Genomic DNA, 26,734 nt, shown 5'->3' with positions numbered 1-26,734 from the left:
GCGCGGGAGAAACGCTCAGGCGGTGGCGCGCGCCAGCTCGTCTTCCATGAAATCGAGCCGGTCCTTGCCCCAGAACATCTCGTCGCCCACGAACATCATGGGCACGCCGAACACGCCGCGCGCCACCGCGTCGTCCGTGCTCTTGGCGAGCTGGGCGCCGGTCTCGTCGCTGGCGCTGGTGGCCTCGAACCAGTCCGGGTCCACGCCGAGCCGCTCGGCGATGGGGCGCAGGCCCGCGTATTCCACGATGCCCGCGTTGCCCTGTTCCCAATAGGCCTCGAGCGCCGCTTCGACGAAGGGCAGCTCCAGCCCCTTCTGGCGCATCGCCAGCGAACCGCGCAGCACGCGGCTGGACTTGATCGGGAACTGGCGCGGGATCTGGAACGGCAGCTGGTGCTTCTCTGCCCAGCGCATCAGGTCGCGCTTGCGGTAGCGCAGCTTGGCCTTGGACTCCTTCATGAGCTCGTACTCGTTGTTGCGGAACACGTAGCCCAGGTTGTAGGGGTGCAGCACGAGTTCGGCGCCGTGGCGCGCCACGATGGGCTGGAGGAGCTTGAACGCGAAATAGGTGTTCGTGCTGCCGATGTCCCAGTACAGATCGACGTGTGGCTTGGTCATGCGCTTTCCATGGTGGCTGTTGAGTGGCCCACAGTCTAGGAAGCGCGCCGCGCGCTGACCAATACGGAATGGCGATTCGGGTATAGGGCCGCGTTATGGGGCGCCGGCCGGCTCCAGCAGCACGTACAGGCCCATCACCGGTTTCTGCTGGTCTTCGCGCAGCGGCGCCTGCCAGGTCTGGCGCACCTGGAAGCCGTGCGCCCGGGCCAGGCGCTCCACGTAGGCCGGGGCATGCGCGTAGCGCAGGCTGGGCCGCAGTTGCAGTTCTTCGGCGCCGGTGGCGAGTTCGACCGAGAAGGCGAAACAGCCCGAGGGCTGGAGGCGCTCGCGCACCGCGGCGAAGACGCCGTCGAGCGCGCCCACGTAGATGAACACGTCGGCGGCGATCACGAGGTCGGCGGGCTCATTCCGCGCGCGCAGGAATTCGAGCAGCTCGCCCTGCACCACCTGGCGGTAGGCGCCGCTGGCGCGCGCCTGCTCGACCATGGCCTGGGCCAGGTCCACGCCGTCCACCGCGTCGGCGTGCGGGCGGATGAGCTGGCCGCACAGGCCGGTGCCGCAACCCAGGTCCAGCACCAGCGGGTAGCGCCGGCCGCCCACGCGCAGCGGCGCCAGCAGGGTCTCGTGCGCCTGGTACTTCAGCTGGTGGATCAGGTGGTGCTGGAAATCGTCGGCGTACTCGTCGAACAGCGCTTCCACGTAGGCGCGCGGCGGTTGCGGTGGCGTGGCCTCGCCGGCCTTCACCGAGGCCAGGTAGAAGCGGTGCAGGGTTTCGTCGCCACCGTGGGCCAGGGCCTGCTCGAAGCAGCGCGCGGCCTCGGCGTGCCGGCCGGCGTCGCGCAGCACGCTGCCGCGCTGGCTCCAGGCCTCGGCCAGGGTCGGGTCGAGCGCGAGCGCCCGGTCCAGCGCCGCCAGCGCGTCGTCGGGCCGGTCCAGCCGCAGCAGGCACATCGCCAGGGACAGGTGGATCTGCGCGGTGGACGCCCCCAGCCGCACGCCCTGCTGCAGCGCGTGCGCGGCACCGGCCCAGTTCGACAGCGCTTCGTGCGAGAGGCCGAGCGCGACCCAGGCGTCGCGGTGGGTGGGGTCGGCCTTCGTGGCCTGCGCCAGCGTGGCCACGGCCTCGGGCCAGCGGCCCAGGCGGCACTGGGTCACGCCCAGGTTGGCCAGGATGGACGGCCGCCCCGGCACCAGGGCCAGCGCGGCCTGGTAGCGGCTCTGCGCCTCGTCGAGTCGGTCGGCCTCGAAGAGGGCGTTGCCTTCGAAGAAAAAGGCCTTGGCCTGTTCGGTGGGGTCGGTGGCATTGCTCATGCGGCAACCTTACACCACCGCCCTCAGCTGTTCGGCCACGGCCGCCGCGAAGGCCGGGTCGTTGATGTGAAACGGCAGCGGGATCAGCCGGTGCGTGTCGCTCGCCTCGAACAGGCGCTCCAGCGTGTCGAACAGCACCGCGTTGGCCTGGGGCGCGTGGAAAGCCAGGCCGGGCGCGTCGATCATGGACAAGCCGCCCAGCGGCAGCAGCAGGCGCACCGGGCCCCGGGCGCGGTTGAGCTGTTCGGCGATGCGCCGCGCCGCCGCCGCGAGCTCCTGGGCGTTGCTGCGCATCAGCGTCACGTTGGCGTTGTGCACGTGGAAGGTGCGGCCCTGGTGCCGTTCGGGAACGGTGGACGGCGCGCCCCAGTTGATCATGTCCAGCGCGCCCACCGAGCCCACCCAGGGCAGGCCATGGCGCGCGGCGGCGTCGAGCCGGTTCGGCCCGGCGTCGCACACGCCGCCGGCCAGGTGCTGTCCCACCTCGGTGGTGGTGATGTCGACCACGGCGCGCAGCATGCCGGCGGCGGCCAGGGCCTCCAGCGTGCGACCGCCCGCGCCGTTGGCGTGGAACACCTGGGTGTCGAAATCGGCCTCGAGCAACCCGCGCACAGCCTGCACGCAGGGCGTGGTGACGCCGAACATGGTCAGGCCGATGGAAGGCTTGTCGGCCCCGTGGTCCGTCGGCGCGTGGTGCTGCAGCATGCCCACCAGCGCGTGCGCCGCGTTGGCCAGGATGGTGCGCGAGAGCCGGTTCAGGCCCGCGATGTCGGTCACCGGGTACATCAGCGTGAGGTCCACCACGCCCACGTAGGCCGAGACGTCGCCGGCCGCCATGGTGGAGACCAGCAGCTTCGGCATGCCGATGGGCAGCAGGCGCATGGCCGGCGCGATCATGGAGCTGCCACCCGAACCACCCACGCCCAGCATGGCCTGGATGCCGCCTGCGCCCAGGCGCTCGCGCACCAGCGCGCTCAGCGCCTCGCTCATCGCGATCACCGCCTCGCCCCGGTCGGAGGGCTCGAACACGGCCGCCGCGCCCTTGGGATGGTGCCGCGCCACGGCGGCGGCGTCGATGTCGGCCACGCCGATCGCGCTGCGCGTGCCGATGTCCACCGTCAGCACGCGCACGCCGGCCGCGCGCAGCAGGCCGGCGAGGTAGTCCAGCTCGGCGGCCTTGGTGTCGAAGGTGCCCACCACCCAGGCGGTGGCTGGCGCGGTGGTCATCGGGTCTTGCCGTGGTGCGCGTTGACGCACTCGAAGAAGGTGCGGAAGGTGCCTTTCACGCGCTCCACCGCCTCGGCCTCCTGGTCGGCCGGCACGTCCCACTCGGCCCACCACTCGCCGAAGCAGCGGTTGCCTTCGGTGATGGGCAGCAGGTGCATCTCGGCCACGTAGTTCTTCCAGTCGGCGTCGATGTGCAGGATCCTGTAGCGGCAGCGGTGCGTGTCGTCGGACAGCGCGAGCAGCTGTTCGCGCAGGAAGCCGCCGCCGTCGCGCACGGTGAAGTGGCGCACGCAGCCGACCTGGTCGGCCGGTTTGCCGTCCTCGATGTAGGAGTTCTCGAAGTACGGGTGGTAGTTGCCGAGCGCGCCGAAGTCGCGCAGGTAGGCCCACGCCTCCTCCAGCGTCGCGTCCATCACCGCGCTCACGTAGACCCTGGCCATGTCTTGTCTCCTGTGGTGGTTCGAATTCAGAAAGTCACTTGCTTGTAGCGCTCCACGTGCGACTTGATCGCGATCTCCGTCGGCAGCCGCTCCATGCTGCTGGCGCCGTAGAAGCCATTGCAGTGTCGGCTGTGTTTGAGCACGTGGGCCACGTCCTCGGGGCTGGAGATCGGGCCGCCGTGCGCGATCACGATCACGTCCTTGCGCACCTTTCTCGCCGCCTCGCCCCACTCGTCGATGAGTTTCACCGATTCGTCGAGCGACTTGGCCGTGGTGGCGCCGATGGTGCCACCGGTGGTCACACCCATGTGCGGCACGATGAAGTCGGCACCGGCCTCGGTCATGGCCACGGCCTCCTCGGCGGAGAACACGTAGGGCGTGGTCAGCAGGTCGATGGCGTGGGCCTGGCCGATCATCTCGACCTCGGTCGCGTAGTTGATGCCGGTCTCCTCCAGGCTCTGGCGAAAATTGCCGTCGATGATGCCCACGGTCGGGAAGTTCTGCACGCCGGAAAACCCGAGTTCCTTGAGTTTCTTCAGGAACACCGGCATGACGATGAAGGGGTCGGTGCCGTTCACGCCCGCGATCACCGGCGTCTTCTTCGCCACCGGCAGGACCTCGCCGGCCATCTCCAGCACGATGTCGTTCGCGTTGCCGTAAGCCAGCAGGCCGGCCGAGGACGCGCGCCCGGCCATGCGGTAGCGGCCCGAGTTGTAGATCACGATCAGGTCGATGCCGGCGGCCTCTTCGCACTTGGCGGAGATGCCGGTGCCGGCGCCCCCGCCGATGATGGGCTGGCGCTGGCGCACCATGTCCTGGAATTTCGCCATCAGGGCTTGGCGTTCGAAACGCGGCATGAAAATCTCCTTGAAACGGAAAACGGAAACGTGAAGGGGGCCGCGGGCTCAGGGCCCGGGGCGCGGACGGGTTCTGAGCGCATCGATCGCACCGGCGATGCCGCTGCGGAACGAGAGCACGCACACCATGAAGATCAGGCCGGTGACCAGGGTCACCCAGCCGCCGAAGGCGTCGAGGTAGTACTGCAGGCCCACCACCAGCGTGGCGCCGATGGCCGGGCCGAATACGGTGTGCATGCCGCCGAGCAGGGCCATCAGCACCACGTCGCCCGAGAGGTGCCAGTGCACGTCGGACAGCGCGGCGAGCTGGAACACCAGGGCCTTCATGGAACCGGCCAGGCCCGAGAGCGCGGCCGAGAGCACGAACAGCGTGAGCTTGTAGCGCTCCACCGGGTAGCCGAGCGAGCGGGCGCGCGGCTCGTGCTCGCGGATCGCCACCACCACGTGGCCGAACGGCGAGCGCACCACGCGGTGGATGAGCCACAGGCCGGCCACGGTGAGCAGCAGCACCAGGTGGTACATCGCGGTGTCGTTGCGCAGGTCGATGAAGCCGAACAGCGTGCCGCGCGGGATCTGCTGCAGACCGTCTTCCGCGCCGGTGAAGGGCAGTTGCAGGAAGATGAAATACACCATCTGCGCCAGCGCCAGCGTGACCATGGCCAGGTAGATGCCCTGGCGGTGGATGGCCAGCGCGCCGAACACCGCGCCCAGCAGCGCCGCGAACAGCGTGCCGCCCAGCAGGCCCAGCTCGGGCGGCAGGCCCCAGATCTTCACCACCAGGCCGGTGACGTAGGCCGCGCTGCCGAAGAAGGCCGCGTGGCCGAAGGACATCATGCCGCCGAAGCCGAGCAGCAGGCTGTAGGCGCAGGCGAACAGCGCCATGCACAGCAGCTTCATCACGAACACCGGGTAGACCACCTGCGGCACCCAGGGCACCGCGAGCAGCAGCAACAGCAGGACCCCGATGAAGGCCTTCTGCCAGGGAGCGAGCGTCTTGCTCATGCGGAGCCCTCCTTGCCGAACAGGCCACGCGGGCGGAACAGCAGCACCAGGGCCATGACGACGAAGATCACGGTGGTCGATGCCTCCGAATAGAAGACCTTGGTGAGCCCCTCGATCACGCCGATGCCCAGCGCGGTGACGATGGAGCCGAACACCGAGCCCATGCCGCCGATGACGACGATGGCGAACACGATGATCACGAGGTTGGAGCCCATGCCCGAGTTCACGTGCAGGATGGGCGCGGCCAGCACGCCGGTGAAGGCGGCCAGCGCGATGCCGCCGGCGTAGGTGAAGGTGAGCAGGCGCGGCACGTTCACTCCGAAGGACTGCGTGAGCGCCGGTTTCTCGGTGGCGGCGCGCAGCCGCGCGCCCAGCGAGGTGCGCTCGATCAGCCACCAGGTGAGAAGGCACGCCGCGAGCGCCGCGAAGATCACCCAGGCGCGGTAGATCGGCAGCACCATGAAGCCCAGGTTGAACACGCCCTGCAGGTTGGCCGGCACCGGGTAAGGCTGGCCCGAGGTGCCGAAGGCCACGCGAAAGCCCCCTCGAGCACCAGCACCAGGCCGAAGGTGAGCAGCAGGCCGTAGATCGGGTCCAGACCGTAGAGGCGGCGCAGCAGGCCGCGCTCGAACACGCCGCCCAGGCCACCCACCACCAGCGGCACCAGCAGCAGCGCGGCCCAGTAGCCCAGGCCCGCGTAGCGCTGCAGCATCCAGGCGCCGAAGGCACCTGCCATGAAGAAGGCCCCGTGCGCGAAGTTGACGATGCGCAGCAGGCCGAAGATCACGGCCAGGCCCAGGCTGAGCACGGCGTAGAAGCAGCCGTTGACCAGCCCCAGCATGACCTGGCCCGCGAGCACCGGCAGCGGCAAACCGAACACCTCCGTCATACAGCCTTCCTCTCTATGATGCGCAGGCCATGTCGATGAAACATCCCGATATCTCCACAGAAACCCATGTGCTGGGCGAGGCCACCGTGCAGACGGTGGTGCGCGCCGAACATTGCGATGCCCTGGCCGCGCGCCACATCGCCCACGTGGCGGTGGTGGACGCGGCCGCGCCCTACACGGTGGTGCGCACGCACCTGAGCGGGGCCTTCATGCAGGTCTGCCTCAGCGGCGAAGGCCAGACCCTGCTCGACGGCCGCTGGTACCCGCACAAGCCCGGCAGCGTGAGCTTCGCGCCCGCGCACGTGCTGCACGCCTTCCATTGCGTGCCGGGCCAGCGCTGGCGGCTGGCCTGGGTGCGCTTCATGCCCGACTCGGTGCGCTCGGTGGACGGTGCCATGGCCCCGACCATGAGCCCGTTCGACGGCCAGGTGCTGGAGCACGCCATCCTCGGCCTGCACGGCGAGATGCAGGGCGCGGCCGACCCCGGCACCTGCGTGGTGTGGGTGGACGTGATCGAGCGCTACGTGGCCCGCCTGCTCGAACCGCTGCAGCGCGAGCCGCGCCTGGTGCCGGTGTGGAACGCGGTGAAGGCCGACCTGGCGCGCGACTGGACCCTGGCCGACCTGGCCAGCCTGGCCAACACCAGCGAGGAGCACCTGCGCCGCCTGTGCCAGAAGAACCTGGGCCGCAGCCCCGGCCGCCAGCTCGCCACGCTGCGCATCGCGCACGCGGCCCACCTGCTGGCCACCAGCGACGAGAAGGTCGAGGCGATCGCGCGCAGCGTGGGCTACGTGAACCCGTTCGCGTTCTCCAACACGTTCAAACGGTTGACGGGATTTCGCCCTTCCGATTACAGGATGCGCCATCTCTAGACTCCGATCCTGGCGGTGATCGCGTCGAAATCGCGCAGCAGCGTGGCGGCGTCGAAGGTGTCGGTGATGCGGCCCGATTCCATCAGGCAGTGCCGGTCGGCCAGCTCGGCCGCGAAATGCACGTTCTGCTCCACCAGCACGATGGTGTAGCCCTGCCCTTTCAGCTGGCGGATGAGCTCGCCGATGCGGTCCACGATCACCGGGGCCAGGCCCTCGGTGGGTTCGTCCAGCAGCAGCACGCGCGCGCCGGTGCGCAGGATGCGCGCGATCGCCAGCATCTGCTGCTCGCCGCCCGAGAGGTGCGTGCCGGCCGAGCCGGCGCGCTGCGCGAGGTTGGGGAACAGCTCGTACAGCGCCTGCTCGCTCATGCCGCCCTCGGCCACCACGGGCGGCAGGCGCAGGTTCTCGCGCACCGTGAGCGAGGCGTAGATGCCCCGGTCGTCCGGGCAGAAGGCCAGCCCCAGGCGGCCGATGTGGTGCGGCGCCATCCCGATGAGTTCCCGGCCCTGGAAGCGGATCGAGCCCTGGCGCCGGCCCATCATGCCCATCACGGTCTTGAGCAGGGTGGACTTGCCGGCGCCATTGCGGCCGAGCAGCGTGACCAGCTCGCCTTCGCGCACGTCCAGGCTCGCGCCGTGCAGGGCCTGGCTCGGTCCGTACCAGGCCCTCACGTCGCGCAGGGTCAGCAGCGGTTCAGCCATGCGGGGCCTCCGCCTTGTGGTGCTTGCGCTGGCCGCCATGGCCATGGCCCAGGTAGGCCTCGACCACGCGCGGGTCGCGCGAAACGCCGGCGTAGTCGCCCTCGGCCAGCACCTCGCCGCGCGCCAGCACGGTGATGCGGTCGCACAGGTCGGCCACCACCGAGAGGTTGTGTTCCACCATGAGCACGGTGCGCCCGCGCGCGGCCTGGCGGATCAGCGCCGCCGCGTGGGCGATGTCCTCGGCGCCCATGCCGGCCATCGGCTCGTCGAGCAGCAGCACGCGCGGCTCCAGCGCCAGCGTGGTCGCCAGCTCCAGCGCGCGCTTGCGGCCGTAGGGCAGTTCACCGGCGCTGTGCTCGGCCCAGGCCGAGAGGCCGGCCTCGTCCAGCAGCTCGCGGGTGCGGCCGTCGTACTGGGCCAGCGCGCGGTCGCTGCGCCACCAGTCCAGCGAATGGCCGCGGCGGCGCTGCACCGCCAGGCGCACGTTCTCGAACACGCTGAGCTGGCCGAACACGGCCGAGATCTGGAACGAGCGCACCAGGCCCAGGCGCGCCACCGCGTCGGCCGGTGTGCGCGTGATGTCCTGGCCCTGGAAGCGGATGCGGCCGGCGCTCGCGTCGATGAAGCGGGTGAGCAGGTTGAAGCAGGTTGTCTTGCCCGCGCCGTTGGGGCCGATGAGGGCGTGGATGCTGCCTTCGCGCACCGACAGGTTCACGTTCGAGACGGCGTGAAACCCGTTGAAGCTGCGCGAGAGGCCCTGCGTTTCGAGGATAGAAGACATGGTGGAGAGAGGCAATCAAGGGGCCGCTGCGCACGGCCGCTCCGAAGCGGCCGGCCCGCCCCCCGGTGGGGGGTATGCGGCTACACGCAGTGAGCAAGCAACGGGGGGCTTCTTACTTCTTGACGAGGTAGCAGGTGCTCTGCGCCAGCGGCATGAAGGCTTGCTCGCCGGGGATGGTCTTCACCAGCTTCAGGTAGTCCCACGGGTACTTGGACTCGGCCGGCGTCTTCACCTGCCACAGGTACATGTCGTGCACCATGCGACCGTCTTCGCGGATCTTGCCGCCCTTGGCGAACATGTCGTTGATCGGCAGCTCGCGCATCTTGGCCGAGACGGCGTCCGGGTCGTCCGAACCGGCGGCCTGCACGGCCTTGAGGTAATGCAGGGTGGACGAGTAGTCGCCCGCGTGCGCCATGTTGGGCATCTGGCCGCCCACGCGCTGCTGGTAGCGCTTGGCGAAGGCGCGCGTCTCGTCGTTCATGTCCCAGTACCAGGCGTTGGTGAGCTGCAGGCCCTGCGCGGTCGGCAGGCCCAGGGCGTGCACGTCCTGGATCCACAGCAGCAGCGCGGCGAGCTTCTGGTTCCTGGTCAGGCCGAACTCGTTGGCCGCCTTGATCGCATTGATCGTGTCGTTGCCGGTGGAGGCCAGGCCGATGATCTTGGCCTTGGACGCCTGCGCCTGCAGCACGTAGGACGAGAAGTCCGTCGTGCCCAGCGGGTGGCGCGCGGCGCCCACCACGCGGCCCTTGGCGTTGCGCACCACGTCACCCACCTGCTGCTCCAGGCCGATGCCGAAGGCGAAGTCCACCGTCAGGAAGAACCAGGTGTCGCCGCCGCCTTCCACGATGGCCTTGCCCGTGCCGTTGGCCAGGGCGTACGCGTCGTAGGTGTAGTGCACCGCGTAGGGCGAGCACTGCGCGTTGGTCACGCCCACGTTGGACGCGTTGTTCACGATGGCGTGGCGCTTCTTCTCCTTCGCCACGCCGGCCACGGCCAGCGCCACGCCGGAGTTGGCGAGGTCGTTGATCATGTCCACGTTGCCCGAGTCGTACCACTCGCGCGCCTTCGCGGCGCCCACGTCGGCCTTGTTCTGGTGATCGGCGAAAACCACCTCGATCGGCTTGCCGAACATCTTGCCGCCGAAGTCCTCCACGGCCATCTTCACGGCCTCGACCGCGCCCTTGCCCGAGATGTCGGCGTAGACGCCGGAGATGTCGGTCAACACGCCGATGCGCAGCACGTCGTTCGACAGTTTGCCCTGCTGGGCGGTTTGAGCCTGGGCCACGCCCACGCTGGCGGCGGCGACAACGGACGCGGCGGCCCACAGTTTCAGATCCATGCTGCTTGTCTCCTGTTTTGGTGATGGCCCCGAACAAGGGTGTTCGAGTCGGGCCAATGCTAGGAGACGGGGGGCCCCTCAACCATGGTCTGAAGGCACAGGAATCTACTCAAAACCCACATGGCCACTTCCACGCATCATGTGCCATCCCTTCAACGAGGACCACCCCATGCAGATCAAATGGCTGGAAGACCTGATTGCCCTGGCCGAGACCCGGAGCTTCGTGCGGGCCGCGGCTCGGCGCCATGTCACCCACCCCGCGTTCGGCCGGCGGATCCGCAGCCTGGAACAATGGGCCGGCGCGGAGCTGGTGTCGCGGGAGGGCGCGCCGGTGAGCTTCACCCCGGCCGGAGAAACCCTGCTCCAGCATGCGCGGCAAGCGGTGGAGGCACTGGCGTCCGCCCGCAGCGAGATCCAGGACCGCGCTTTCCCCGGGCAGAACGTTCTCACGCTGGCCACCGGCCGTACCCTGGCCCGGACGCTGGCCGCCGACTGGCTGTGGCGAATCAGGGCCCACACTGCCGGGGCGCTGGTCCATGTGCGCACCGGGTCGATGGGTGAGTCGCTGCAGCGCTTCGAGCGCGGCGATGCCGACTTCCTGCTGACCTACTACCACCCCGCCATCAGCGTGCGCCTGCAACCCTCCCGGTACCTGCAGCACACCATGGCACACGACCGGCTGGTGCCGGTGTCGCGCGCCAGCGCCGGCGGAAAGCCGCTCTACAACTTCTCGTCCAGCAAACCCGTGCCCTATCTGGCCTACGCCAACACGCTGGCGCTGGGACAGCTGGTCTCCGATCACCTCTCGAACCATGCCCAAGCCCCGCGTCTGACGCCCACTCTGCAATGCGATTCGGCCGACGCCCTGCTGGAGTACGTGCTCAAGGGACTGGGCGTGGCATGGCTGCCCTGGTCGCTGGTGGTGGGGGCTCACAAGGCAGGAAAGGTCATCCCGCTGGCCGGCAAGGCGCTGGAGGTCGTTTTCGAGATCCGGATGGTCCGCACCAAACGGCGCCTCTCATCGCTGGCGGAAAGGCTCTGGGAGGTCTCCTGCGTGGGCTGATGTCAAAAAGGCACCGAAAGGTGCCGTTTCAGCACCCTGGCGAAAGGCCCCGACACCAAGAATCGCGGTTGTTCAAAGAGGAGACCCACATGAGAAACTTTCACCGCGTCCTTTCCACCGTCCTGCCGATCATGCTGTCCGTGGGCCTGGCGCCTGCCGCGCTGGCCCAGACCGACGCCTATCCAGAGCGCCCGATCACGGTCGTGGTGGCCTACCCGCCAGGCGGCAGCACCGACCTCACCGGCCGGGCCGTGGCCGACCAGCTGGCGAAGAAGCTGGGCGTCGCCGTCATCGTGGAAAACGTGGGCGGCGCGGGCGGTGCCATTGGCGCGCACAAGGTCTCGCGCGCGGCACCGGACGGCTACACGCTTCTCCTGGGGGCCAACAACGAGATCGCGATCAACCGCCTCATTTCGCCTTCGGTCAAATACAGCTACAAGGATTTCACGCCCATCGGGCTGGTGGCGTCGCAGCCCATGGTGCTGGTGGCCTCCGCGCAGAGTGGCGTCAAGACGGTGGACCAGTTCATCAAGACGGTCAAGTCCAGGCCTGGCAAGTACATCTACGGCAGCTCCGGGGTGGGCACCGCGCTGCACCTGTCGGCGGAAATGGCCAAGCAGCAGGCCGGCCTTTTCATGTCGCATATTCCTTACCGCGGTGTCGGCCCGCTGACGACAGACCTGTACGCCGGCACGGTCGATTTCGGTGTGTACGTGCTCTCCAGCGGGCTGCCGCACATCCGCGGTGGCAAGGTGGTGGCCCTGGGCATCACCGAGAAGAAGCGCTCGGCCGTCGCCCCGGACATCGCGCCGCTGGCCGATCACCCCTCGCTCAACCAGATGGACATCAGTGTCTGGTTTGCCCTGATGGCACCACCCAATCTGCCCGAGGCGATCACGGTGCGCCTGCGCAACGCGCTCGCCGAATCCCTGCAGACACCGGAGTTCCGCAAGAAGCTGGAAGACAGCGGGTCGACCGTGGCGCCGCTCAACGTCGAGATGAACGGGTTTCTCGCCGCGGAGTCGGCGAAGTACCAGAAGATCGTCGACTTCGCGAACATCAAGGAATGAGCCATCCCATGTTCTCCCTCAGCCCTCCCGACCTCGGCCGCTGGCGCGTCGGCAACACCGGCGTCGAAGGCGTGTGGCACTTCGACACCGGCGTGGCCGGCCGCCGCGTCATGCTGAGCGCGCTGGTGCATGGCAACGAGTTGTGTGGTGCCTGGGCGGTGAAGGAACTCCTCGAGGCGGGCCTGCGCCCCGAGGCCGGTTCGCTCACGCTGGCGTTCTGCAATCTGGCGGCCTTCGACCGCTTCGACCCGGCCGACAGCGATGCATCTCGGTTCATCGACGAAGACATGAACCGGCAATGGACGCCAGAGCGCCTGCGCGGTGCCGACACCCGCGAACGCCAACGCGCTGCCGCCCTGGAGCCCTTTGTCAAACGCGCGCAGTGGCTGCTGGACCTGCACTCCATGCACGAGCCAGGACAACCGCTCTCGCTGGTGGGGTTGCACGGGCGCAACCTGGCGCTGGCGCGCCAGCTGGGCGCGCCAGCGCACGTGGTCGTGGACACGGGTCATCAGGACGGGGTGCGCATGCGGGACTATGGCCAGTTCGGCCTGCCGGACGAGGACGCGCCCGACACGCGCTCCCTGCTCATCGAGTGTGGCTATCACGGCGACCCGACCAGCCTCGATGTCGCCCGCGATCAGTGCGCGCGCTTCCTGCTTCAGGCCGGCACGGTCACGCATGCGGGCGCGCTCCGATGGATGCCGGGGTGGAGGCAGCCCGATGCCCCCGGCAGTGGGCGCTGCACGTGACCGGGGCCGTGGTGGCGAGAAGCCCCCGCTTCTTCTTCACCGAGCGCTTCCTGGGTTTGGAGACGATTGCCCACGCGGGCACCGTGATCGGGGACAACGACGGCGAGCCGGTGGTGACGCCGCACGACGACTGTGTGCTCGTGATGCCCTCGACGCGGCAGGCCCGCCGGGGTGTGACGGTGGTGCGGTTCGCGCGCCGCGAAGCGCTCGACTGACCTCCCGCACGGCGTTTCGTCAGGCCGCGCCGCGCACCCCGCTGGCCACCAGCGCGCGGTAGTCCGAGGGCGTGTTGCCCACCGCGCGGCCGAAGAATTTGCTGAAGTAGGCCGCGTCGTCGTAACCCAGTTGCTGTGCCACCTGCGCCACCGGCAGCGACGAATACGCCAGCAGGCGGCGCGCCTCCAGCATCAGCCGCTCGTGCAGGATCTGCAGCGCCGACTGGCGCGCCACGTGGCGGCAGGTGCGGCTGAGGTGGTCGGGCGTCACGCCCAGGGCCGACGCGTAGAAGCTCAGCGGCTCGTGCTCGCGGTAGTGCTGCTCGACCAGCGCGAGGTAGCGCTTGACCAGCGCATCGCGCTCGCCCTGCCCGCGCTCGCGCTTGAAGTGCTCGCCGCGGCGGCGCAGGTACTGCACCGCGAGCAGCGTGGCGCTGGCCAGCAGCGCGTGCACGCGGCCCGGGTGCTGGGCGCGGAACTCGCGTGCCACCTGCGCGAAGAGGTTCGCGCATTCCGCCTCGTCCCCGTCCTGCAGGCGCGGCAGCACGCAGGAGGTGCCCAGCCCGTCGTCCACCAGCTTCGAGCCGCCCAGCAGCTGGCGCAGCGTGGTGGTGGGCAGCGTGACCTGGTGGCCCACAGCGTCGGGCGTGTAGGTGAAACCGTGCACCGAGCCCGGCGCGAGCAGCAGCATCACCGGGGCCTGGGCCTCGAAGTCCTGGCCGTCGATGGTGCCGCGCACGCTGCCGTGCGCGAGGAACTGGAACTGGTGCAAACCCTCGTGCCGGTGCGCCGGAATCGTCCAGTCCATTTCGGCGCCGCGCACCGCCACGGACTCGTAGTGCAGGCAGTCGTCGGGCTGGTCGTGGCGGACTTCCCGGAAGGGAACGAGCAGCAAGGGGGAGGCGGTCATGGCAGGGGCGGGTGGCAGGTGATGCCGGAAAAGTACCTGAATCGGGCCGAAACGTCCATCGCTTCGGCGGCGCGGCTCGCGCATCATCCGCCTCCATGACACGCAACCCCCACCCCGACGCCGCGCTGCCGCCGGCGCCCGCGACCGCCACCCCGCCCCTGCGCCTCACGGGGGCGCAGGCGCTGGTGAACGTGCTGCTGGCCGAGGGCGTGGACACGGTGTTCGGCATCGTGGGCGGCAAGCTCTCGCCGCTGTTCCATGCGCTCAGCCGCGAGCCGCGCATCCGCTTCATCGGCGTGCGCCACGAAGCCGCCGGGCCGATGATGGCCGCCGCCGTGCACGCGGGCACCGGCCGGCTCGCGGTGGCCGTGGGCGAGCTGGGCCCCGGCGGCCTCAACCTCGCCGCCGGCCTGGGCGTGGCCTTCAACAACAACCTGCCGCTGCTGGCCGTCACCACCAACCAGCACCGCGCCTCGTCGTATCCGCACAGCGGTGTGTTCATGGACCTGGACACGGTGGCCGTGACCCGGCCCCTGACCAAATGGAACGCGGTCGTGCACGACGCGCGCCGCATGCCGGAACTCGCGCGGCGCGCTTTCCGCGAGGCCCTGGGCGGGCGGCCCGGCCCGGTGCACCTGGACATTCCGCAGGACGTGCTGGGCGAGGTGCACGCCTTCGCGGCCGACGAGTTCGACGTGGCCCCCGGGCGCTACCGCGCCACGCTCGGGCCGCGCCCGGCACAGGCGGCGGTGGAGGCGGCGGTGCAACTGCTGCGCGGCGCGCAACGCCCGCTCATCGTGGGCGGTGGCGGCGTGGTGGCCGCCGGGGCCGCCACCGCCCTGCGCGCGCTGGCCCAGCGCCTGAACGCGCCGGTGGTGCCCACGCAGATGGCGCTGGGCGTGGTGCCCTCGGACAGCCCGCACTTCATCGGCCACGGCGGCATCATCGCGGGCGATTCGGTGAAACATGCCTTCGAGCGCGCGGACGTGATCCTCAGCGTGGGCTGCCGCTGGTCGTCGTGGATGTGGGACGCGCGCGGCGCGCTCGCGCGGCGCCACCACCGGCTCATCAACATCAACATCGACCCGTCCTCGCTCGGCCAGGCCGCGCTGCACGAGGTGGCCATGCAGGCCGACGCGGGCGAGGCGCTGCGCGACCTGCTCGCGGCCCTGGGTGAATCCACCGCGACGGCCGACGGTGCCTGGCTCGCCGAGCTGCGCGCGGTGCGCGCGGGGCACGAAGGCCAGCTCGCGCGCATGGTCGCCGACCCCGACCCTGTGATGCACCCCGCCGCGCTGGCCAAGGCCCTGGGCGATGCGCTGCCGGCCGATGCGCTCGCGGTCTACGACGGCGGCCACACCACCTTCTGGAGCAACGACCTCACGCCGGTGCACGAGGTGCGCACGCGCTTTCACGAACCCGGCATGTCCCACCTGGGCTACGGCCTGCCGGCCGCGATCGCGCTGCAGACGCAGTTCCCCGGCCGCCCGGTGCTCAACATCACCGGCGACGGCGCCTTCGGCTTCACGCTCAACGAACTCGACACCGCGCGCCGCCACCGCCTGCCGGTGATCACGGTGGTGCACAACAACGCGGCCTGGGGCGTGATCCGCATGGGCCAGAAGGCCGGGCTCGGCTTCGAGATGGCGACCGGCCTGGAAGACACCGACTACGCGGCCATCGCGCGCGGCTTCGGCTGCCACGGCGAGGTGGTCACGCGCGCGGCCGACGTGGCCCCCGCGCTGCAGCGCGCGATCGCCTCCGGCCTGCCCGCCGTGCTCGACTGCCGCACCCGCTTCGTGCCACACCCGGCGGTGGGCGCGTTCGTGGGCATGAACAAATACGGTTTCGCCTCGCTCACCCGGCTCGACCCGCCCTGACACCGGGCGCCCCGTTTTCCACAACAACAGGAGACAAGACATGCAACGCAGAACCCTGCTGCGCGCCAGCGCCGCCTTCGGTGGCCTGGCCACCACCGGCCTGCCCCTCTTCGCGCAAGGCCCGGCCGCCAACGCCACGCTCTGGTCCGGCTTCCCGGTCGGCGGCGGCCTGGGCGACCAGGTCGCGCGCCCGCTGATCGACCAGCTGCGCGGCAAGTACCCGCAGCCCATCATCTACGACAGCAAGCCCGGCGCGGGCGGCCGCATCGCGGCCGAGTTCGTCAAGCGCGCGGCCCCCGACGGCAACACCCTGTTCGGCTGCCCGAGCTCGCTGATGACGCTGCACCCGCACGTGTTCAAGAAGCTGCCCTACGACACGCTGACCGACTTCACCCCCATCGCCGGGCTGTGCACCTACACCGCCGTGTTCACCGCCGGCCCGGGCCTGCCGGCCGAGATCCGCACCGTGGCCGACTACCTGAAGTGGGCCAAGGCCAACCCGAGCCAGGCCAACTACGGCGTGCCGGCCACCGGCTCCTCGCTGCACCTGGCCGGCGCGATGCTGGGCAAGCAGTCCGGCGTGGACATGCAGGCCGTGCCCTACAAAGGTGGCGCGCCGTTGCTCACCGACCTGCGCGGCGGCCAGATCCCGGTCAGCTTCAACGTGGTCAGCGAGGTGCTGCCGCACATCCGCGCGGGCAGCCTGCGCGCGCTCGCGGTCTCGGCGCCCACGCGCTGGAAGGCCCTGCCCGACACGCCCACGCTGACCGAGCTCGGCTACAAGGACGTGGCATTCGTCGACTGGCTCGGCTGGTACGGCCCGGCCGGCATGGACAAGGCCAAGGTGGCCGCGCTCAACACCGCCGTGAACGACGCGCTGGCCTCGGCCGCGATGAAGGACGTGATCGACAAGAACGGCCTGGAGGTCATGCGGGTGACGCCCGAAGGCCTGGCCAAGGCCATCCGAGACAACCACGCGTTCTGGGCCCACGTGGTCAAGGTCACCGGCTTCAAGCCCGAAGACTGAGCATGGCAAGATCGCGCGCCCCTTTTTTCCCTTTCCGAACCGCCACCCCACCATGAGCCTCACCCTCGATCAAGCCCGGCAGATCCTCGACGCCGCCCTCGCCACCTCCAAGGAGAAGGCCTACGCGCCGATGGCCATCGCCGTGCTCGACGCCGCCGGCCACCTCAAGGCCTTCGTCAGCGAAGACGGCGCCAGCATGTTCCGCTTCGACATCGCCCAGGCCAAGGCCTGGGGCGCGGTCGGCATGGGCGTGTCCAGCCGCACGCTGAGCGAGCGCGCCAAGGGCAACCCCAACTTCTTCGTCTCGCTCGCGGCCACGGCCGAGGGCAAGTTCCTGCCACAGACCGGCGCCGTGGTGATCAAGGATCCGCAGGGCCGGCTGCTCGGCGCGGTGGGCGCCAGCGGCGGCACCGGCGATGAAGACGAGCTGATCTGCCTGGCCGGCGTGGCCGCCGCCGGGCTGCAGGCCGGCTGATTCAGGCCTTCGGCAGGCCGCGCAACAAGACGTCGCAGAAGAACTCGGCCGGCGGCGAGAGCGGCAGGTCGGGCCGCCGCACCAGCACGATCGCCGGCGCCGGCAGCCGCTCGCGCACCGGGATCACCTCCAGCAGGTCGCGCGTCATCGCGAAGTCCATCCACTGCCGGGGCAGCATGGCCAGCAGGTCGGTCTGCACCAGCGCCACCTGCACCGACAGCGCCGAATGCGCGCTCAGCATCACGCGCGGCGCGGGCTGGCCGTGGGTGGCGAACAAGCGTGCCAGGTCTTCCTCGGCGTTGTAGTCGATGGTGGTGCTGGCCCAGTCGGCACCGGCCAATGACTTCAGGCTGCGCACGCGCGCCAGCGGGTGGCCCTTGCGGCAGACCACCACGCGGGTGTTGTCGCACAGGTGCTGCATGGCCAGACCCGGCGCGGTCTTCTGCCAGGGCGCCGCGCCGAGGTAGAAGTCCAGGCTGCCGTCGCGCAGCGCGCCCTCCACCGCGGGCATCAGGCTTTCGGTGAGGTTGAGCTTGACCTTGGGGTAGGTCTTGCGGAACACCGACAGGGCGTCGGGCAGCATGCCCAGGTGCGGCATGATGGACAGCGCCACCGACACCGTGCCTTCGTAGCCCGGCCCGGGGTGCTGCACCTCCTCGCGCGCGCGGCGCGCTTCGCTGGAGATCACGCAGGCCCGCCGGTGAAAGCGCACGCCTTCGGCCGTCAGCACCATGCCCGTGGTCTGCCGCGCGAACAGGCTCACCCCCAGCTCCCGCTCCAGCGCGCGCACGCTGCGCGTCAGCGCGGGCTGGGGCATGTCCAGCCGCCGCGCGGCCGAGCGCAGGCTGCCGTGTTCGACGATGGCCATCAGGTGCTGCAGCTGATCGAGTTTCATGCGCGGGCGTGTCTCCATGGGGATGCGATTTTCGTATCGCTTTCGCAATCACGCCATCTTATTGGAATCCTCGTGTTTGCCTAGAGTCCGCCTCAGCCCCACCGAGCGGGGACACCAAGACCAACGATCCGGAGACACGACATGACCTGCCTTTCCAGACGCCATGCCCTGCATGCGGCTTTCCTGCTGCTCATGCTGGGCAGCACCACCGCCATGGCCCAGGCCTGGCCCCACAAACCGGTGCGCATGATCGTGCCCGTGGGCGCCGGCTCCGCGCCCGACGTGATCGCGCGCATCGTGGGCGACAAGCTCGCCGCCGCCTGGGGCCAGGGCGTGGTGGTGGACAACCGGCCCGGCGCGGGCGGCATTCCCGGCATGTCGGCGCTGGCCCGCTCGGCGCCCGACGGTTACGCCATCGGCTTCGTGCCGGCGGCCATGGGCACCATCACGCCGCTGGTGTTCAAGAACCCGCAGTTCAATCCCGACACCGACCTCACCCCGGCCGCCACGGTGGGCATCAGCCCGCTGATGCTGGTGGTGCCGGCCGCCAGCGACATCCGCTCCGTGAGCGACCTCGCCAAACACGCCAAGGCCCAGCCCGGCAAGGTGAACTTCGCCGCGCCGCAACTCAACTCGCTGCCGCACCTGGCCGGCGAGATGGTCAGCAAGGCCGGCGACATGGGCATGTTCACCGTGCCCTACCGCACCCCGCCGGAGGCCGTGGCCGCCGTGCTCGCGGGCGACGCGCTGCTCACCGTAGACGGCGTGCCGGGCCTGCTGCCGCATGTGAAGTCCGGCCGCCTGCGCGCGGTGGGCGTCACCTCGGCCAAGCGCCTGCCGGGCATCGACGCCCCCGCCGTCGCGGAGACCTACGCCGGCTACGAGGCCATCGGCTGGTTCCAGATCATCGTGCCCGCCGGCACGCCGGCCGCCATCGTCGAGCGCATCAACGCCGACGTGAACCGCATCACCGCCTCGCCCGAGGTCACCGCGCGCCTGGGCGAGCTGGGCGTGTACCCGCGCCAGGACAGCGTGGCCGGCGCGCGCGAGTTCTTCGTGCAGCAGCAGGCCGCGATGAAGCACCTGGTGACCGAACTCGGCGTGCAGCCGCAATAAGCCGCCTCAACCCCACCGCCCGAGGGCACCGGTCGCGCCGGTGTCCGGGATGAACTCACCCTTTCAACTGGAGAAACCCACCATGACCCCACGCAAAAAAGCCCTCGTGACCGGCGGCGGCACCGGCATCGGCCGCAGCGCCGTGCTGGCCCTCGCCCAGGCCGGTTACGACGTGGCCATCAACTACGCCTCCAGCGCCAAAGCCGCGCAGGCGGTGGCCGCCGAAGCCCAGGCCCTGGGCGCGAAGACCCTGCTGCTGCAGTGCGACGTGAGCGACGACGCCGCCGTGCGCCGGATGCTGGCCCAGGTGGGCGAGGCCTTCGGCCATCTGGACGCGCTGGTCAACAACGCCGGCACCACCGCCACCTGGAAGGTGAAGGACCTGGAAAGCCTGGACATGGACGCATGGGACCGCACCTTCGCGGTCAATGTGCGCGGCAACTTCCAGGTCAGCCGCGCGGCCGTGCCCCTGCTTCGCAAGAGCAAGGAACAGGGCGGTGAGCCCTGCATCGTCAACACCGCGAGCATCGTGGGCCTGCGCCCCGGCCCGCAACCGCCCCCGTACGCCGCCAGCAAGGCCGCCGTGGTGAGCCTGACCAAGATGCTGGCCTGGAACCTCGGCCCCGACATCCGCGTGAACGCGGTGGCGCCGGGCTGGATGGAGGGCGACTGGATGGAGCGCATGCTGGGCGACAAGTACGACGCCCTCATGGGCGCGCGCGCCAAGGCCACGCCGCTCAAGCGCTGCGTGACCGCCGACGACGTGGCCGAGGTGATGCTCAACCTGATCCAGGGCATGCGCTTCGTCACGGGCGAGGTTGTCGTCATCGACGGCGGCTTCACGAGCTCGACCTGACCCCACCGCACCCAGGAGACCCACCATGCTTGAAGGATTCGTTCCCTTCCCCCCGAGTACGCCGCGCGCTACCGCGCCAAGGGCTACTGGCGCGACCAGTCGCTGGCGCAGGAGTTCGACGCCGTGTTCCAGCGCTACGCGGACCGCGTGGCGCTGATCGACGGCGACGTGAGCTTCACCTACGCCGAGCTCGACCGCATCACCACCAACCTGGCGCTGAACCTGCTCGAACTCGGTCTGAAACCGCTGGACCGCGTGGTGCCCACACTGCCCAACGTGCACGAGTTCGTGCTGCTGTACTTCGCGCTGCAGAAGATCGGCTGCATCCCGATCGCGGCGCTGGTCACGCACCGCTACGCCGAGATCAGCCAGTTCGTGCAGCTCTCGGGCGCGACCACCTGCGTCTACCCGGACACGTCGGGCGACTTCGCCTTCGCCCCGGTGATCGCCCGCGTGCAGGCGGAAAACCCGTCGCTGAAATTCCGCCTCGTGCTCGGCGAGGCCGGCCCGGGCGAGGTCTCGCTGCGCGAGCTGATCAACAAGCCCGCCACGCTGCCGGCCTCGCGCCTGGCCGAGATCCGCATCGACCCGACCGACCCCTGCATCTTCCAGCTCTCGGGTGGCACCACCGGCATCCCCAAGCTGATCCCGCGCACCAACAACGACTACGCCTACAACTCCAAAGTGGCCGCCGACGTGACCGAGATCGACGCCGAGTCGGTGCTGCTGCTGGTGCTGCCCATCGCGCACAACCTGCCGCTGGCCTGCCCCGGCATCCAGGGCTTTCTGTTCAAGGGCGCCAAGGTGGTGCTGCACGCCAACACCCGGCCCGCCGAGATGTTCGCGCTGATCGAGAAGCACAAGGTGACGCACCTGAAGGTGGTGCCCGCGCTGCTGATCCGCCTGATCAACGACGACGCGGCCGAGGACTTCGACCTCTCCAGCCTCAAGCTGATCCAGAGCGGCGGGCAGCGCATGCAGCCCGAGGTGCGCGCGAAGACGCGCGCGCTGATCCCCGGTGTGTTCGTGCAGGAGAACTTCGGCATGTCCGAAGGCACGCTGATGTTCGTGCGCGCCGGCGACCCGGAAGAGGTCAAGCTCGAGACCTGCGGCCGCCCGGTGTGCGACGACGACGAGGTGCTGCTGCTCGACGAAGAAGGCCGCGTGGTGCCCGACGGCGAGGTGGGCGAGTTCACCGTGCGCGGCCCCTACACGCTGCGCGGCTACTTCGGCGTGCCCGAGTACAACGCGCGCCAGTTCACGCCCGACGGCTTCTACCGCTCGGGCGACCTGATGCGCAAGCACCCCTCGGGCAACTACATCGTGGAGGGGCGCAAGAAGGACCTGATCAACCGGGGCGGCGAAAAGATCAGCGCCGAAGAGGTGGAGAACCTGATCCTGATGCACCCCGCCGTGCAGAACGTGGCCTGCGTGCCCATGCCCGACGCGGCCCTGGGCGAAAAGATGTGCGCCTTCGTGATCCTCAAACAGGGTCAGTCGCTGCACCTGAAGGAACTCGTGGGCTTCCTGCTCACCAAGGAAATCGCCAAGTTCAAGCTGCCCGAGCGCCTGGAGGTGCTGCCGGATTTCCCGGTCTCCACCTTCGGCAAGGTCTCCAAGAAGGCCCTGGGCGAACTGATCGCGCACAAGCACGCGGAAGAAGAGGCCGCGCGCCGCGTGCCCCACTGAACACCGAAAGAAAAGAGCCACCATGCGAATCATCGACCTGCACTGCTACCCCGGCACCCCGACCTGGATCGAGTCCCAGGGACCCTACCCCGCCGAACTGGCCCGCTACTGGAAACGGGACTGGGTCGGCAAGACCGAAGACGAGGTGATCGCCGAGTTCACCGGTGCCGGCGTCGAGGCCTGCCTCGTCGCGCTGGACCTGGAGACCACGGTCGCCGCGCCGCCCTGCACCAACGAATACGTGCACGGCATGTGGAAGCGCCACCCGAAGCGGGTCATCCAATGCTGGGGCGCGGTGGAGCCGGCCAAGGGCGAGATCGCGATGATCCAGGCCCGCAAGGCGATCCGCGAGCTGGGCTTCATCGGCTTTCACTTCCATCCCATCATGCAGCACTTCGCCGTGAGCGACCGGCGCTACTACCCGCTGTTCGAGGAGATCAACGCCATGGGCGCGGCGGTGATGATCGACGTGGGCACCACCGGCATGGGCGCCGGCATGCCGGGTGGCAACGGCGCGCTGGTGCGCCACGCCCACCCCAAGCACATCGACCAGCTGGCCGCCGACTTCCCGAACCTGAAGATCATCATGGCCCACCCCGGCTGGCCCTGGGTCGACGAGACCACCGCCGTGGCCTTGCACAAGGGCAACGTGTACTGGGAGATGTCGGGCTGGGCGCCCAAGCATTTCCCGGGCAACCTCAAGGTGGACATCCGGGGCCGGCTGCAGGACAAGATCATGTTCGGCAGCGACTACCCCAGCCTGCCCTACGAGCGCATCCTGCGCGAGTGGGACGAGCTGGGCTACAAGCCCGAGGTGATGGAAAAAATCATGCACGGGAACGCCGAGCGCGTGCTCGACTTGTAACCCCCCGCGTCGGCTTCGCCGCCACCCCCCAGGGGGCGACGCTGGCGGCCCGGCAAAGCCGGTTCCGCGGCGTCCTCGACCTGGCTCCCCTTCACGCCTACCTGGTCTCACTTCATGAACGCATATCTCTGTGACGGCGTGCGAACGCCGATCGGCCGCTACGGCGGCGCGCTCTCGGGCCTTCGCACCGACGACCTCGGTGCCCTGCCCCTGCAGGCCCTGCTGGCGCGCCACCCTTCGCTGGACCCGGCGCTGATCGACGAGCTGATCTACGGTTGCGTCAACCAGGCCGGCGAAGACAACCGCAACGTGGCGCGCATGAGCGCGCTGCTCGCGGGCCTGCCGGTGGAGGTGCCGGCGGTCACGGTCAACCGGCTGTGCGGCTCGGGCCTCGAAGCCGTGGCGCAGGCGGCGCGCGCGCTGCACGCGGGCCAGGCGCGGATCGCCGTCGCTGGCGGCGTGGAAAGCATGAGCCGCGCGCCGCTGGTGATGCCCAAGCCCACGGCCGCGTTCTCGCGCCACGCCGAGGTGCACGACTCCACCATCGGCTGGCGCTTCGTGAACCCGCGCATGGAGGCGCTGCACGGCGTGGACAGCATGGGCGAGACGGCCGAGAACGTGGCCCGGGAACACCGCATCTCGCGCGCCGACCAGGACGCCTTCGCGCTGCGCAGCCAGCAGCGCGCCGCGGCGGCACAACAATCGGGTGTGCTCGCGCAGGAGATCGTGCCGGTGTCCGTGCCCGGCCGCAAAGGCGCGGCCACGCGGGTGAGCGTGGACGAGCACCCGCGCGCCGACACCACGGCCGACAGCCTGGCCGCGCTCAAGCCCGCGTTCCGCCAGGGCGGCACCGTCACCGCCGGCAACGCCTCGGGCGTGAACGACGGCGCGGCCGCGCTGCTGATGGCCAACGAAGCGGCGGCGCAGCGCCACGGCCTGCGGCCGCTCGCGCGCATCGTCGGTTGCGCGAGCGCCGGCATCGCGCCGCGCGTGATGGGCTTCGGCCCCGTGCCCGCGGTGCACAAGCTGCTGGCGCAGACCGGCCTGCGGATGCGCGATTTCGACGTCATCGAACTCAACGAGGCCTTCGCGGCCCAGGGCCTGGCCGTCACGCGCGCGCTCGGCCTGCCCGACGACGCACCGCATGTGAACCCGAACGGCGGCGCCATCGCCTTCGGCCACCCCCTGGGCATGAGCGGCGCGCGCCTGGTGCTCACCGCGGCGCGGCAGCTGCAGCGCAGCGGCGGGCGCTATGGCCTGGTGACCATGTGCGTGGGCGTGGGCCAGGGCGTGGCCATGGCGATCGAACGCACGGGAGACACGCCATGAACGATCGACCCATCCGCTTCGAGCGGCGCGGCCATGTCGCGCTGCTCACCCTCGACCGGCCGGACACGCGCAACGCCCTGAGCGGCGAAGCCATGTTCGCGGCGTTCGAACAGACCTTCGCCGCACTGAACGCCGACCTGGGCGTGCGCGTGGCCATCCTCACCGGTGCGGGCACGGCCTTCTGCTCGGGCGGCAACGTGGCCGAGATGCGCGACCGCACCGGCATGTTCGCCGGCTCGCCCGAGCAGATCGCCCAGGGCTACCGCGAGGGCATCCAGCGCATCCCGCGCGCCTTCGAGGCGCTGCAGGTGCCCATCATCGCGGCGGTCAACGGCCCGGCCATCGGCGCCGGCAACGACCTGGCCTGCATGTGCGACCTGCGCATCGCATCGACCAGCGCGCGCTTCGCCGAAAGCTTCGTCAAGGTCGGCATCATCCCCGGCGACGGTGGCTGCTGGCTGCTGCCGCGCGTGATCGGTCACGCGCGCGCGGCCGAGATGGCCCTCACGGGTGACACCATCGACGCCGAAGAGGCCTTGCGCTTCGGCCTGGTCTCGCGCGTGGTCGCCCCCGAGGCCCTGCTCGACGAGGCGTTCCGCCTGGCCGGTCGCATCGCGGCCAACCCGCCGCAGGTGCTGCGCTGGACGCGCCAGCTGCTGCAGCAGGCCCGCACCGGCACGCTGGACGAAGCGCTGATCGCCGCCGGCCGCCTGCAAGGCCTGGCCCACCACACGGCCGACCACGCCGAGGCGGTGGCCGCGTTCTTCGAGAAGCGCGCGCCCACGTTCACAGGCGGTGCGGCATGAGCGAGCTCATCCTGCTGGAAGAACGGCCCTTCGAGGGCGTGGCCCTGCTGCGCCTGAACCGCCCCGAGGTGTTCAACGCGCTCAACCTGGCCTTGCGCCACGCGCTGGCCGAGGCCTTTCGCCGGCTGGACGCCGACCCCTCGGTGCGCGTGCTGGTGCTGGCCGGCGGCCCGCGCGCCTTCTGCGCGGGCGCCGACCTGAACGAGTACGTGGACGCCACGCCCATGGACCTGCTGGCGCGCCGGCACGACCTGCTCTGGGGCCCCATCGCCGCCTGCCGCAAACCGGTGATCGCGGCGGTGCGCGGCCACGCGCTGGGCGGCGGCTGCGAGCTGGCGCTGCACGCCGACCTGATCCTGGCCGGGCGCAGCGCGCGCTTCGGTCAGCCCGAGGTGAAGGTGGGCATCATGCCCGGCGGCGGCGCCACCCAGCGGCTGACGCGCGCGCTGGGCAAGTTCGGTGCGATGAAGCTGCTGCTGCTCGGCGAGCCGATCGGCGCGGAGGCCGCCCTGCACGGCGGCCTGGTGGCCGAGGTGCTCGACGACGACGCCGTGGACGCCACCGCCCTGGCGCTGGCGCAGCAGCTGACCGAGCTGCCGGCGGTGGCGCTGCGCCTGATCAAGGAGTCGGTGCTGATGGCGATGGAGACGCCGCTGTCGGCCGGCCTGGAGTACGAGCGCAACGCCTTCCAGACCGCCTTCGCCAGCCCCGACAAGCACGAGGGCATGCGCGCCCGGCTGGACAAGCGGCCCGCCAAGTTTGCCCGCTAGGGCCGCAGCCCTTCGTTCGCCTCGCGCCGGTTCACCTCGTGGAACAGGCCGCGCAGCCAGCGATTCGCCGGGTCGTGCTGCATGCGGCGGTGCCAGAACTGCTGCACGTCGATCACTGGCACCGCGAAGGGCAAGGCGATGCGGCGGATGGCGATGTGGCGCTCCATCACGGTCGCGATGTCCTCCGGCACCGTGGCCACCAGGTCGGTGCCCGGCAGCAGCGAGAGCAGGCTCATGAAGTGCGACAGCTCCAGCGTCACGTGGCGCTGCCAGCCTTTGTCGTCGAGGTAACGGTCCAGCAGGTGCTCGCGCCCGTCGGGCCGCACCACCACGTGCCGCGCCGCCAGGTATTGGCGCTGCGTCATGCGCTCCACCGCCGGCCCGGCGTGCGCGCAGGTCACACACGCGTAGGAGGTCTTGAACAGCGCCTGCTGGAAGAAGCCGGCCTTGTGCAGGTCGGGGAAAAACCCCACGGCCAGGTCGCCCTCGCCCGACTCCAGCGCCTCGGCGGCGGCGAAGCGCGTGCGCGCCGTGGCCCGCAGGCGCACCTGCGGCGCCTCCTGCCGCAGCCGCCGCAGCACGCCGGGCAGGAAGGCCACCTCGCCGATGTCGGGCGTGAGGATGGTGAAGGTTCGCTCGGTTCGCGCGGGGTCGAAGCTGGCCTTCTGCAGGATCTCGGCGTTGATCGCCTCCACCACGCGGTGCACCGCGGGCGCCAGCTCCATCGCGCGCGGCGTGGGCTTCATCTGCGCGCCGGCGCGCACGAACAGCGCGTCGTCGAACACGGTGCGCAACCGCGCCAGCGCCGCGCTGGTGGCCGGCTGGCTCAGGCCCAGGGCCTCGCCCGCGCGGCCCACGCTGCAATGCCGGGCCATGGCGTCGAACACCACGAGCAGGTTCAGGTCCACGGTTCGAATATCCATGGCATGGATTCTATGAATCCATGGAGGCGTCTGGTCATCCATGGCGTTGATCCCTA

Annotated in this window: 25 protein-coding genes and 2 pseudogenes; 14 read left to right on the top strand and 13 right to left on the bottom strand. The window is 70.1% G+C overall.

The features are described from left to right. Window positions 1-15: 15 nt before the first annotated feature. The 7 genes and pseudogenes from ABSY19_RS18090 to ABSY19_RS18060 all read right to left on the bottom strand — a co-directional run bounded on the left by ABSY19_RS18090 (window position 16) and on the right by ABSY19_RS18060 (window position 6,344). Window positions 16-618 carry a 2-hydroxychromene-2-carboxylate isomerase gene (locus tag ABSY19_RS18090; RefSeq protein WP_382154279.1) on the bottom strand — a complete coding sequence of 201 codons (603 nt, stop codon included), beginning with the start codon at window positions 616-618 and terminating at the stop codon, window positions 16-18. A gap of 93 nt (window positions 619-711) precedes the next feature. Further along, the gene (locus ABSY19_RS18085) at window positions 712-1,929 is read right to left on the bottom strand and encodes a tetratricopeptide repeat protein (RefSeq protein WP_382154276.1); all 1,218 of its coding nucleotides are present in this window, start codon (window positions 1,927-1,929) and stop codon (window positions 712-714) included. Window positions 1,930-1,938: 9 nt separating this feature from the next. Next, window positions 1,939-3,156, bottom strand: a complete 1,218-nt coding sequence (locus ABSY19_RS18080) for a Tm-1-like ATP-binding domain-containing protein (RefSeq protein ID WP_382154273.1) — start codon at window positions 3,154-3,156, stop codon at window positions 1,939-1,941. Continuing rightward, complete coding sequence (locus tag ABSY19_RS18075; RefSeq protein ID WP_382154270.1) at window positions 3,153-3,596, bottom strand: SRPBCC family protein; 444 nt, start codon at window positions 3,594-3,596, stop codon at window positions 3,153-3,155. The genes ABSY19_RS18080 and ABSY19_RS18075 overlap by 4 nt, the downstream gene beginning before the upstream one ends. Before the next feature lie 26 nt (window positions 3,597-3,622). After that, a complete protein-coding gene (locus ABSY19_RS18070) occupies window positions 3,623-4,453 on the bottom strand; it encodes a phosphoenolpyruvate hydrolase family protein (protein ID WP_382154267.1) in 831 nt (276 codons plus the stop codon). Between the two features lie 48 nt (window positions 4,454-4,501). Continuing rightward, complete coding sequence (locus tag ABSY19_RS18065) at window positions 4,502-5,455, bottom strand: branched-chain amino acid ABC transporter permease (RefSeq protein ID WP_382154264.1); 954 nt, start codon at window positions 5,453-5,455, stop codon at window positions 4,502-4,504. Next, window positions 5,452-6,344, bottom strand: a pseudogene (locus ABSY19_RS18060) (branched-chain amino acid ABC transporter permease). Before ABSY19_RS18060 ends, ABSY19_RS18065 begins: the two are co-directional and overlap by 4 nt. A 35-nt stretch (window positions 6,345-6,379) precedes the next feature. Here ABSY19_RS18060 and ABSY19_RS18055 point away from each other — a divergent pair. Continuing rightward, entirely contained in the window at window positions 6,380-7,216 is an 837-nt protein-coding gene (locus ABSY19_RS18055; protein WP_382154261.1) for an AraC family transcriptional regulator, read from the top strand. Here the strand turns inward: ABSY19_RS18055 and ABSY19_RS18050 are convergent. The 3 genes from ABSY19_RS18050 to ABSY19_RS18040 form a co-directional block, all read right to left on the bottom strand. Beyond that, window positions 7,213-7,917: an ABC transporter ATP-binding protein gene (locus tag ABSY19_RS18050; protein WP_382154258.1), complete on the bottom strand. Its 705-nt coding sequence runs from the start codon at window positions 7,915-7,917 to the stop codon at window positions 7,213-7,215. The two genes, ABSY19_RS18055 and ABSY19_RS18050, sit on opposite strands and share 4 nt — an antisense overlap. Then, on the bottom strand, window positions 7,910-8,698 hold the full coding sequence (locus ABSY19_RS18045; protein ID WP_382154256.1) for an ABC transporter ATP-binding protein: 789 nt from the start codon (window positions 8,696-8,698) through the stop codon (window positions 7,910-7,912). The genes ABSY19_RS18050 and ABSY19_RS18045 overlap by 8 nt, the downstream gene beginning before the upstream one ends. A gap of 112 nt (window positions 8,699-8,810) precedes the next feature. Continuing rightward, on the bottom strand, window positions 8,811-10,037 hold the full coding sequence (locus ABSY19_RS18040) for an ABC transporter substrate-binding protein (RefSeq protein WP_382154253.1): 1,227 nt from the start codon (window positions 10,035-10,037) through the stop codon (window positions 8,811-8,813). Between the two features lie 169 nt (window positions 10,038-10,206). Between ABSY19_RS18040 and ABSY19_RS18035 the strand changes: the two genes are divergently transcribed. The 3 genes and pseudogenes from ABSY19_RS18035 (at window position 10,207) to ABSY19_RS18025 (ending at window position 13,137) form a co-directional block, all read left to right on the top strand. Further along, window positions 10,207-11,100, top strand: coding sequence for a LysR family transcriptional regulator (locus ABSY19_RS18035; RefSeq protein WP_382154250.1), 894 nt, complete (start codon window positions 10,207-10,209; stop codon window positions 11,098-11,100). An 89-nt stretch (window positions 11,101-11,189) separates the two neighbouring features. Then, the gene (locus ABSY19_RS18030) at window positions 11,190-12,170 is read left to right on the top strand and encodes a Bug family tripartite tricarboxylate transporter substrate binding protein (RefSeq protein ID WP_382154247.1); all 981 of its coding nucleotides are present in this window, start codon (window positions 11,190-11,192) and stop codon (window positions 12,168-12,170) included. Continuing rightward, a pseudogene (locus tag ABSY19_RS18025) lies at window positions 12,167-13,137 on the top strand (succinylglutamate desuccinylase/aspartoacylase family protein). The gene ABSY19_RS18030 and the pseudogene ABSY19_RS18025 overlap by 4 nt, the downstream one beginning before the upstream one ends. A gap of 19 nt (window positions 13,138-13,156) precedes the next feature. Here the strand turns inward: ABSY19_RS18025 and ABSY19_RS18020 are convergent. Continuing rightward, window positions 13,157-14,047 (bottom strand): AraC family transcriptional regulator, encoded by an 891-nt coding sequence (locus ABSY19_RS18020; protein WP_382154244.1) that lies wholly within the window; start codon window positions 14,045-14,047, stop codon window positions 13,157-13,159. A 95-nt stretch (window positions 14,048-14,142) separates the two neighbouring features. Between ABSY19_RS18020 and ABSY19_RS18015 the strand changes: the two genes are divergently transcribed. The 3 genes from ABSY19_RS18015 to ABSY19_RS18005 are packed head-to-tail and all read left to right on the top strand — an operon-like array spanning window position 14,143 to window position 17,429. Further along, entirely contained in the window at window positions 14,143-15,927 is a 1,785-nt protein-coding gene (locus tag ABSY19_RS18015) for a thiamine pyrophosphate-binding protein (RefSeq protein WP_382154241.1), read from the top strand. Between the two features lie 40 nt (window positions 15,928-15,967). After that, a complete protein-coding gene (locus tag ABSY19_RS18010) occupies window positions 15,968-16,954 on the top strand; it encodes a Bug family tripartite tricarboxylate transporter substrate binding protein (protein ID WP_382154238.1) in 987 nt (328 codons plus the stop codon). Window positions 16,955-17,006: 52 nt separating this feature from the next. Continuing rightward, the gene (locus ABSY19_RS18005; protein ID WP_382154235.1) at window positions 17,007-17,429 is read left to right on the top strand and encodes a heme-binding protein; all 423 of its coding nucleotides are present in this window, start codon (window positions 17,007-17,009) and stop codon (window positions 17,427-17,429) included. Window position 17,430: 1 nt separating this feature from the next. Here the strand turns inward: ABSY19_RS18005 and ABSY19_RS18000 are convergent, their stop codons facing one another. Further along, complete coding sequence (locus ABSY19_RS18000) at window positions 17,431-18,324, bottom strand: LysR family transcriptional regulator (protein ID WP_382154232.1); 894 nt, start codon at window positions 18,322-18,324, stop codon at window positions 17,431-17,433. Window positions 18,325-18,465: 141 nt separating this feature from the next. Between ABSY19_RS18000 and ABSY19_RS17995 the strand changes: the two genes are divergently transcribed. The 7 genes from ABSY19_RS17995 (at window position 18,466) to ABSY19_RS17965 (ending at window position 25,755) form a co-directional block, all read left to right on the top strand. Continuing rightward, window positions 18,466-19,440, top strand: coding sequence for a Bug family tripartite tricarboxylate transporter substrate binding protein (locus tag ABSY19_RS17995; protein ID WP_382154229.1), 975 nt, complete (start codon window positions 18,466-18,468; stop codon window positions 19,438-19,440). Window positions 19,441-19,522: 82 nt separating this feature from the next. After that, entirely contained in the window at window positions 19,523-20,296 is a 774-nt protein-coding gene (locus ABSY19_RS17990) for an SDR family NAD(P)-dependent oxidoreductase (RefSeq protein WP_382154226.1), read from the top strand. Between the two features lie 123 nt (window positions 20,297-20,419). Continuing rightward, window positions 20,420-21,985 carry a (2,3-dihydroxybenzoyl)adenylate synthase gene (locus ABSY19_RS17985; protein ID WP_382154223.1) on the top strand — a complete coding sequence of 522 codons (1,566 nt, stop codon included), beginning with the start codon at window positions 20,420-20,422 and terminating at the stop codon, window positions 21,983-21,985. Between the two features lie 22 nt (window positions 21,986-22,007). Then, window positions 22,008-22,850, top strand: a complete 843-nt coding sequence (locus ABSY19_RS17980) for an amidohydrolase family protein (RefSeq protein ID WP_382154220.1) — start codon at window positions 22,008-22,010, stop codon at window positions 22,848-22,850. Window positions 22,851-22,964: 114 nt separating this feature from the next. Next, entirely contained in the window at window positions 22,965-24,179 is a 1,215-nt protein-coding gene (gene pcaF / locus ABSY19_RS17975; RefSeq protein ID WP_382154218.1) for a 3-oxoadipyl-CoA thiolase, read from the top strand. Continuing rightward, window positions 24,176-24,985, top strand: a complete 810-nt coding sequence (locus tag ABSY19_RS17970) for a crotonase/enoyl-CoA hydratase family protein (protein ID WP_382154214.1) — start codon at window positions 24,176-24,178, stop codon at window positions 24,983-24,985. Before pcaF ends, ABSY19_RS17970 begins: the two co-directional genes overlap by 4 nt. Beyond that, window positions 24,982-25,755 (top strand): enoyl-CoA hydratase-related protein, encoded by a 774-nt coding sequence (locus tag ABSY19_RS17965; protein WP_382154211.1) that lies wholly within the window; start codon window positions 24,982-24,984, stop codon window positions 25,753-25,755. Before ABSY19_RS17970 ends, ABSY19_RS17965 begins: the two co-directional genes overlap by 4 nt. Here the strand turns inward: ABSY19_RS17965 and ABSY19_RS17960 are convergent. After that, a complete protein-coding gene (locus ABSY19_RS17960; RefSeq protein ID WP_382154208.1) occupies window positions 25,752-26,678 on the bottom strand; it encodes a LysR family transcriptional regulator in 927 nt (308 codons plus the stop codon). The two genes, ABSY19_RS17965 and ABSY19_RS17960, sit on opposite strands and share 4 nt — an antisense overlap. Window positions 26,679-26,734: the final 56 nt, after the last annotated feature.

The organism is Hydrogenophaga sp. ANAO-22, assembly GCF_042466645.1.
Taxonomy (GTDB): Bacteria; Pseudomonadota; Gammaproteobacteria; order Burkholderiales; family Burkholderiaceae_C; genus Hydrogenophaga.
This window is presented reverse-complemented; position numbering and strand designations above follow the sequence as displayed.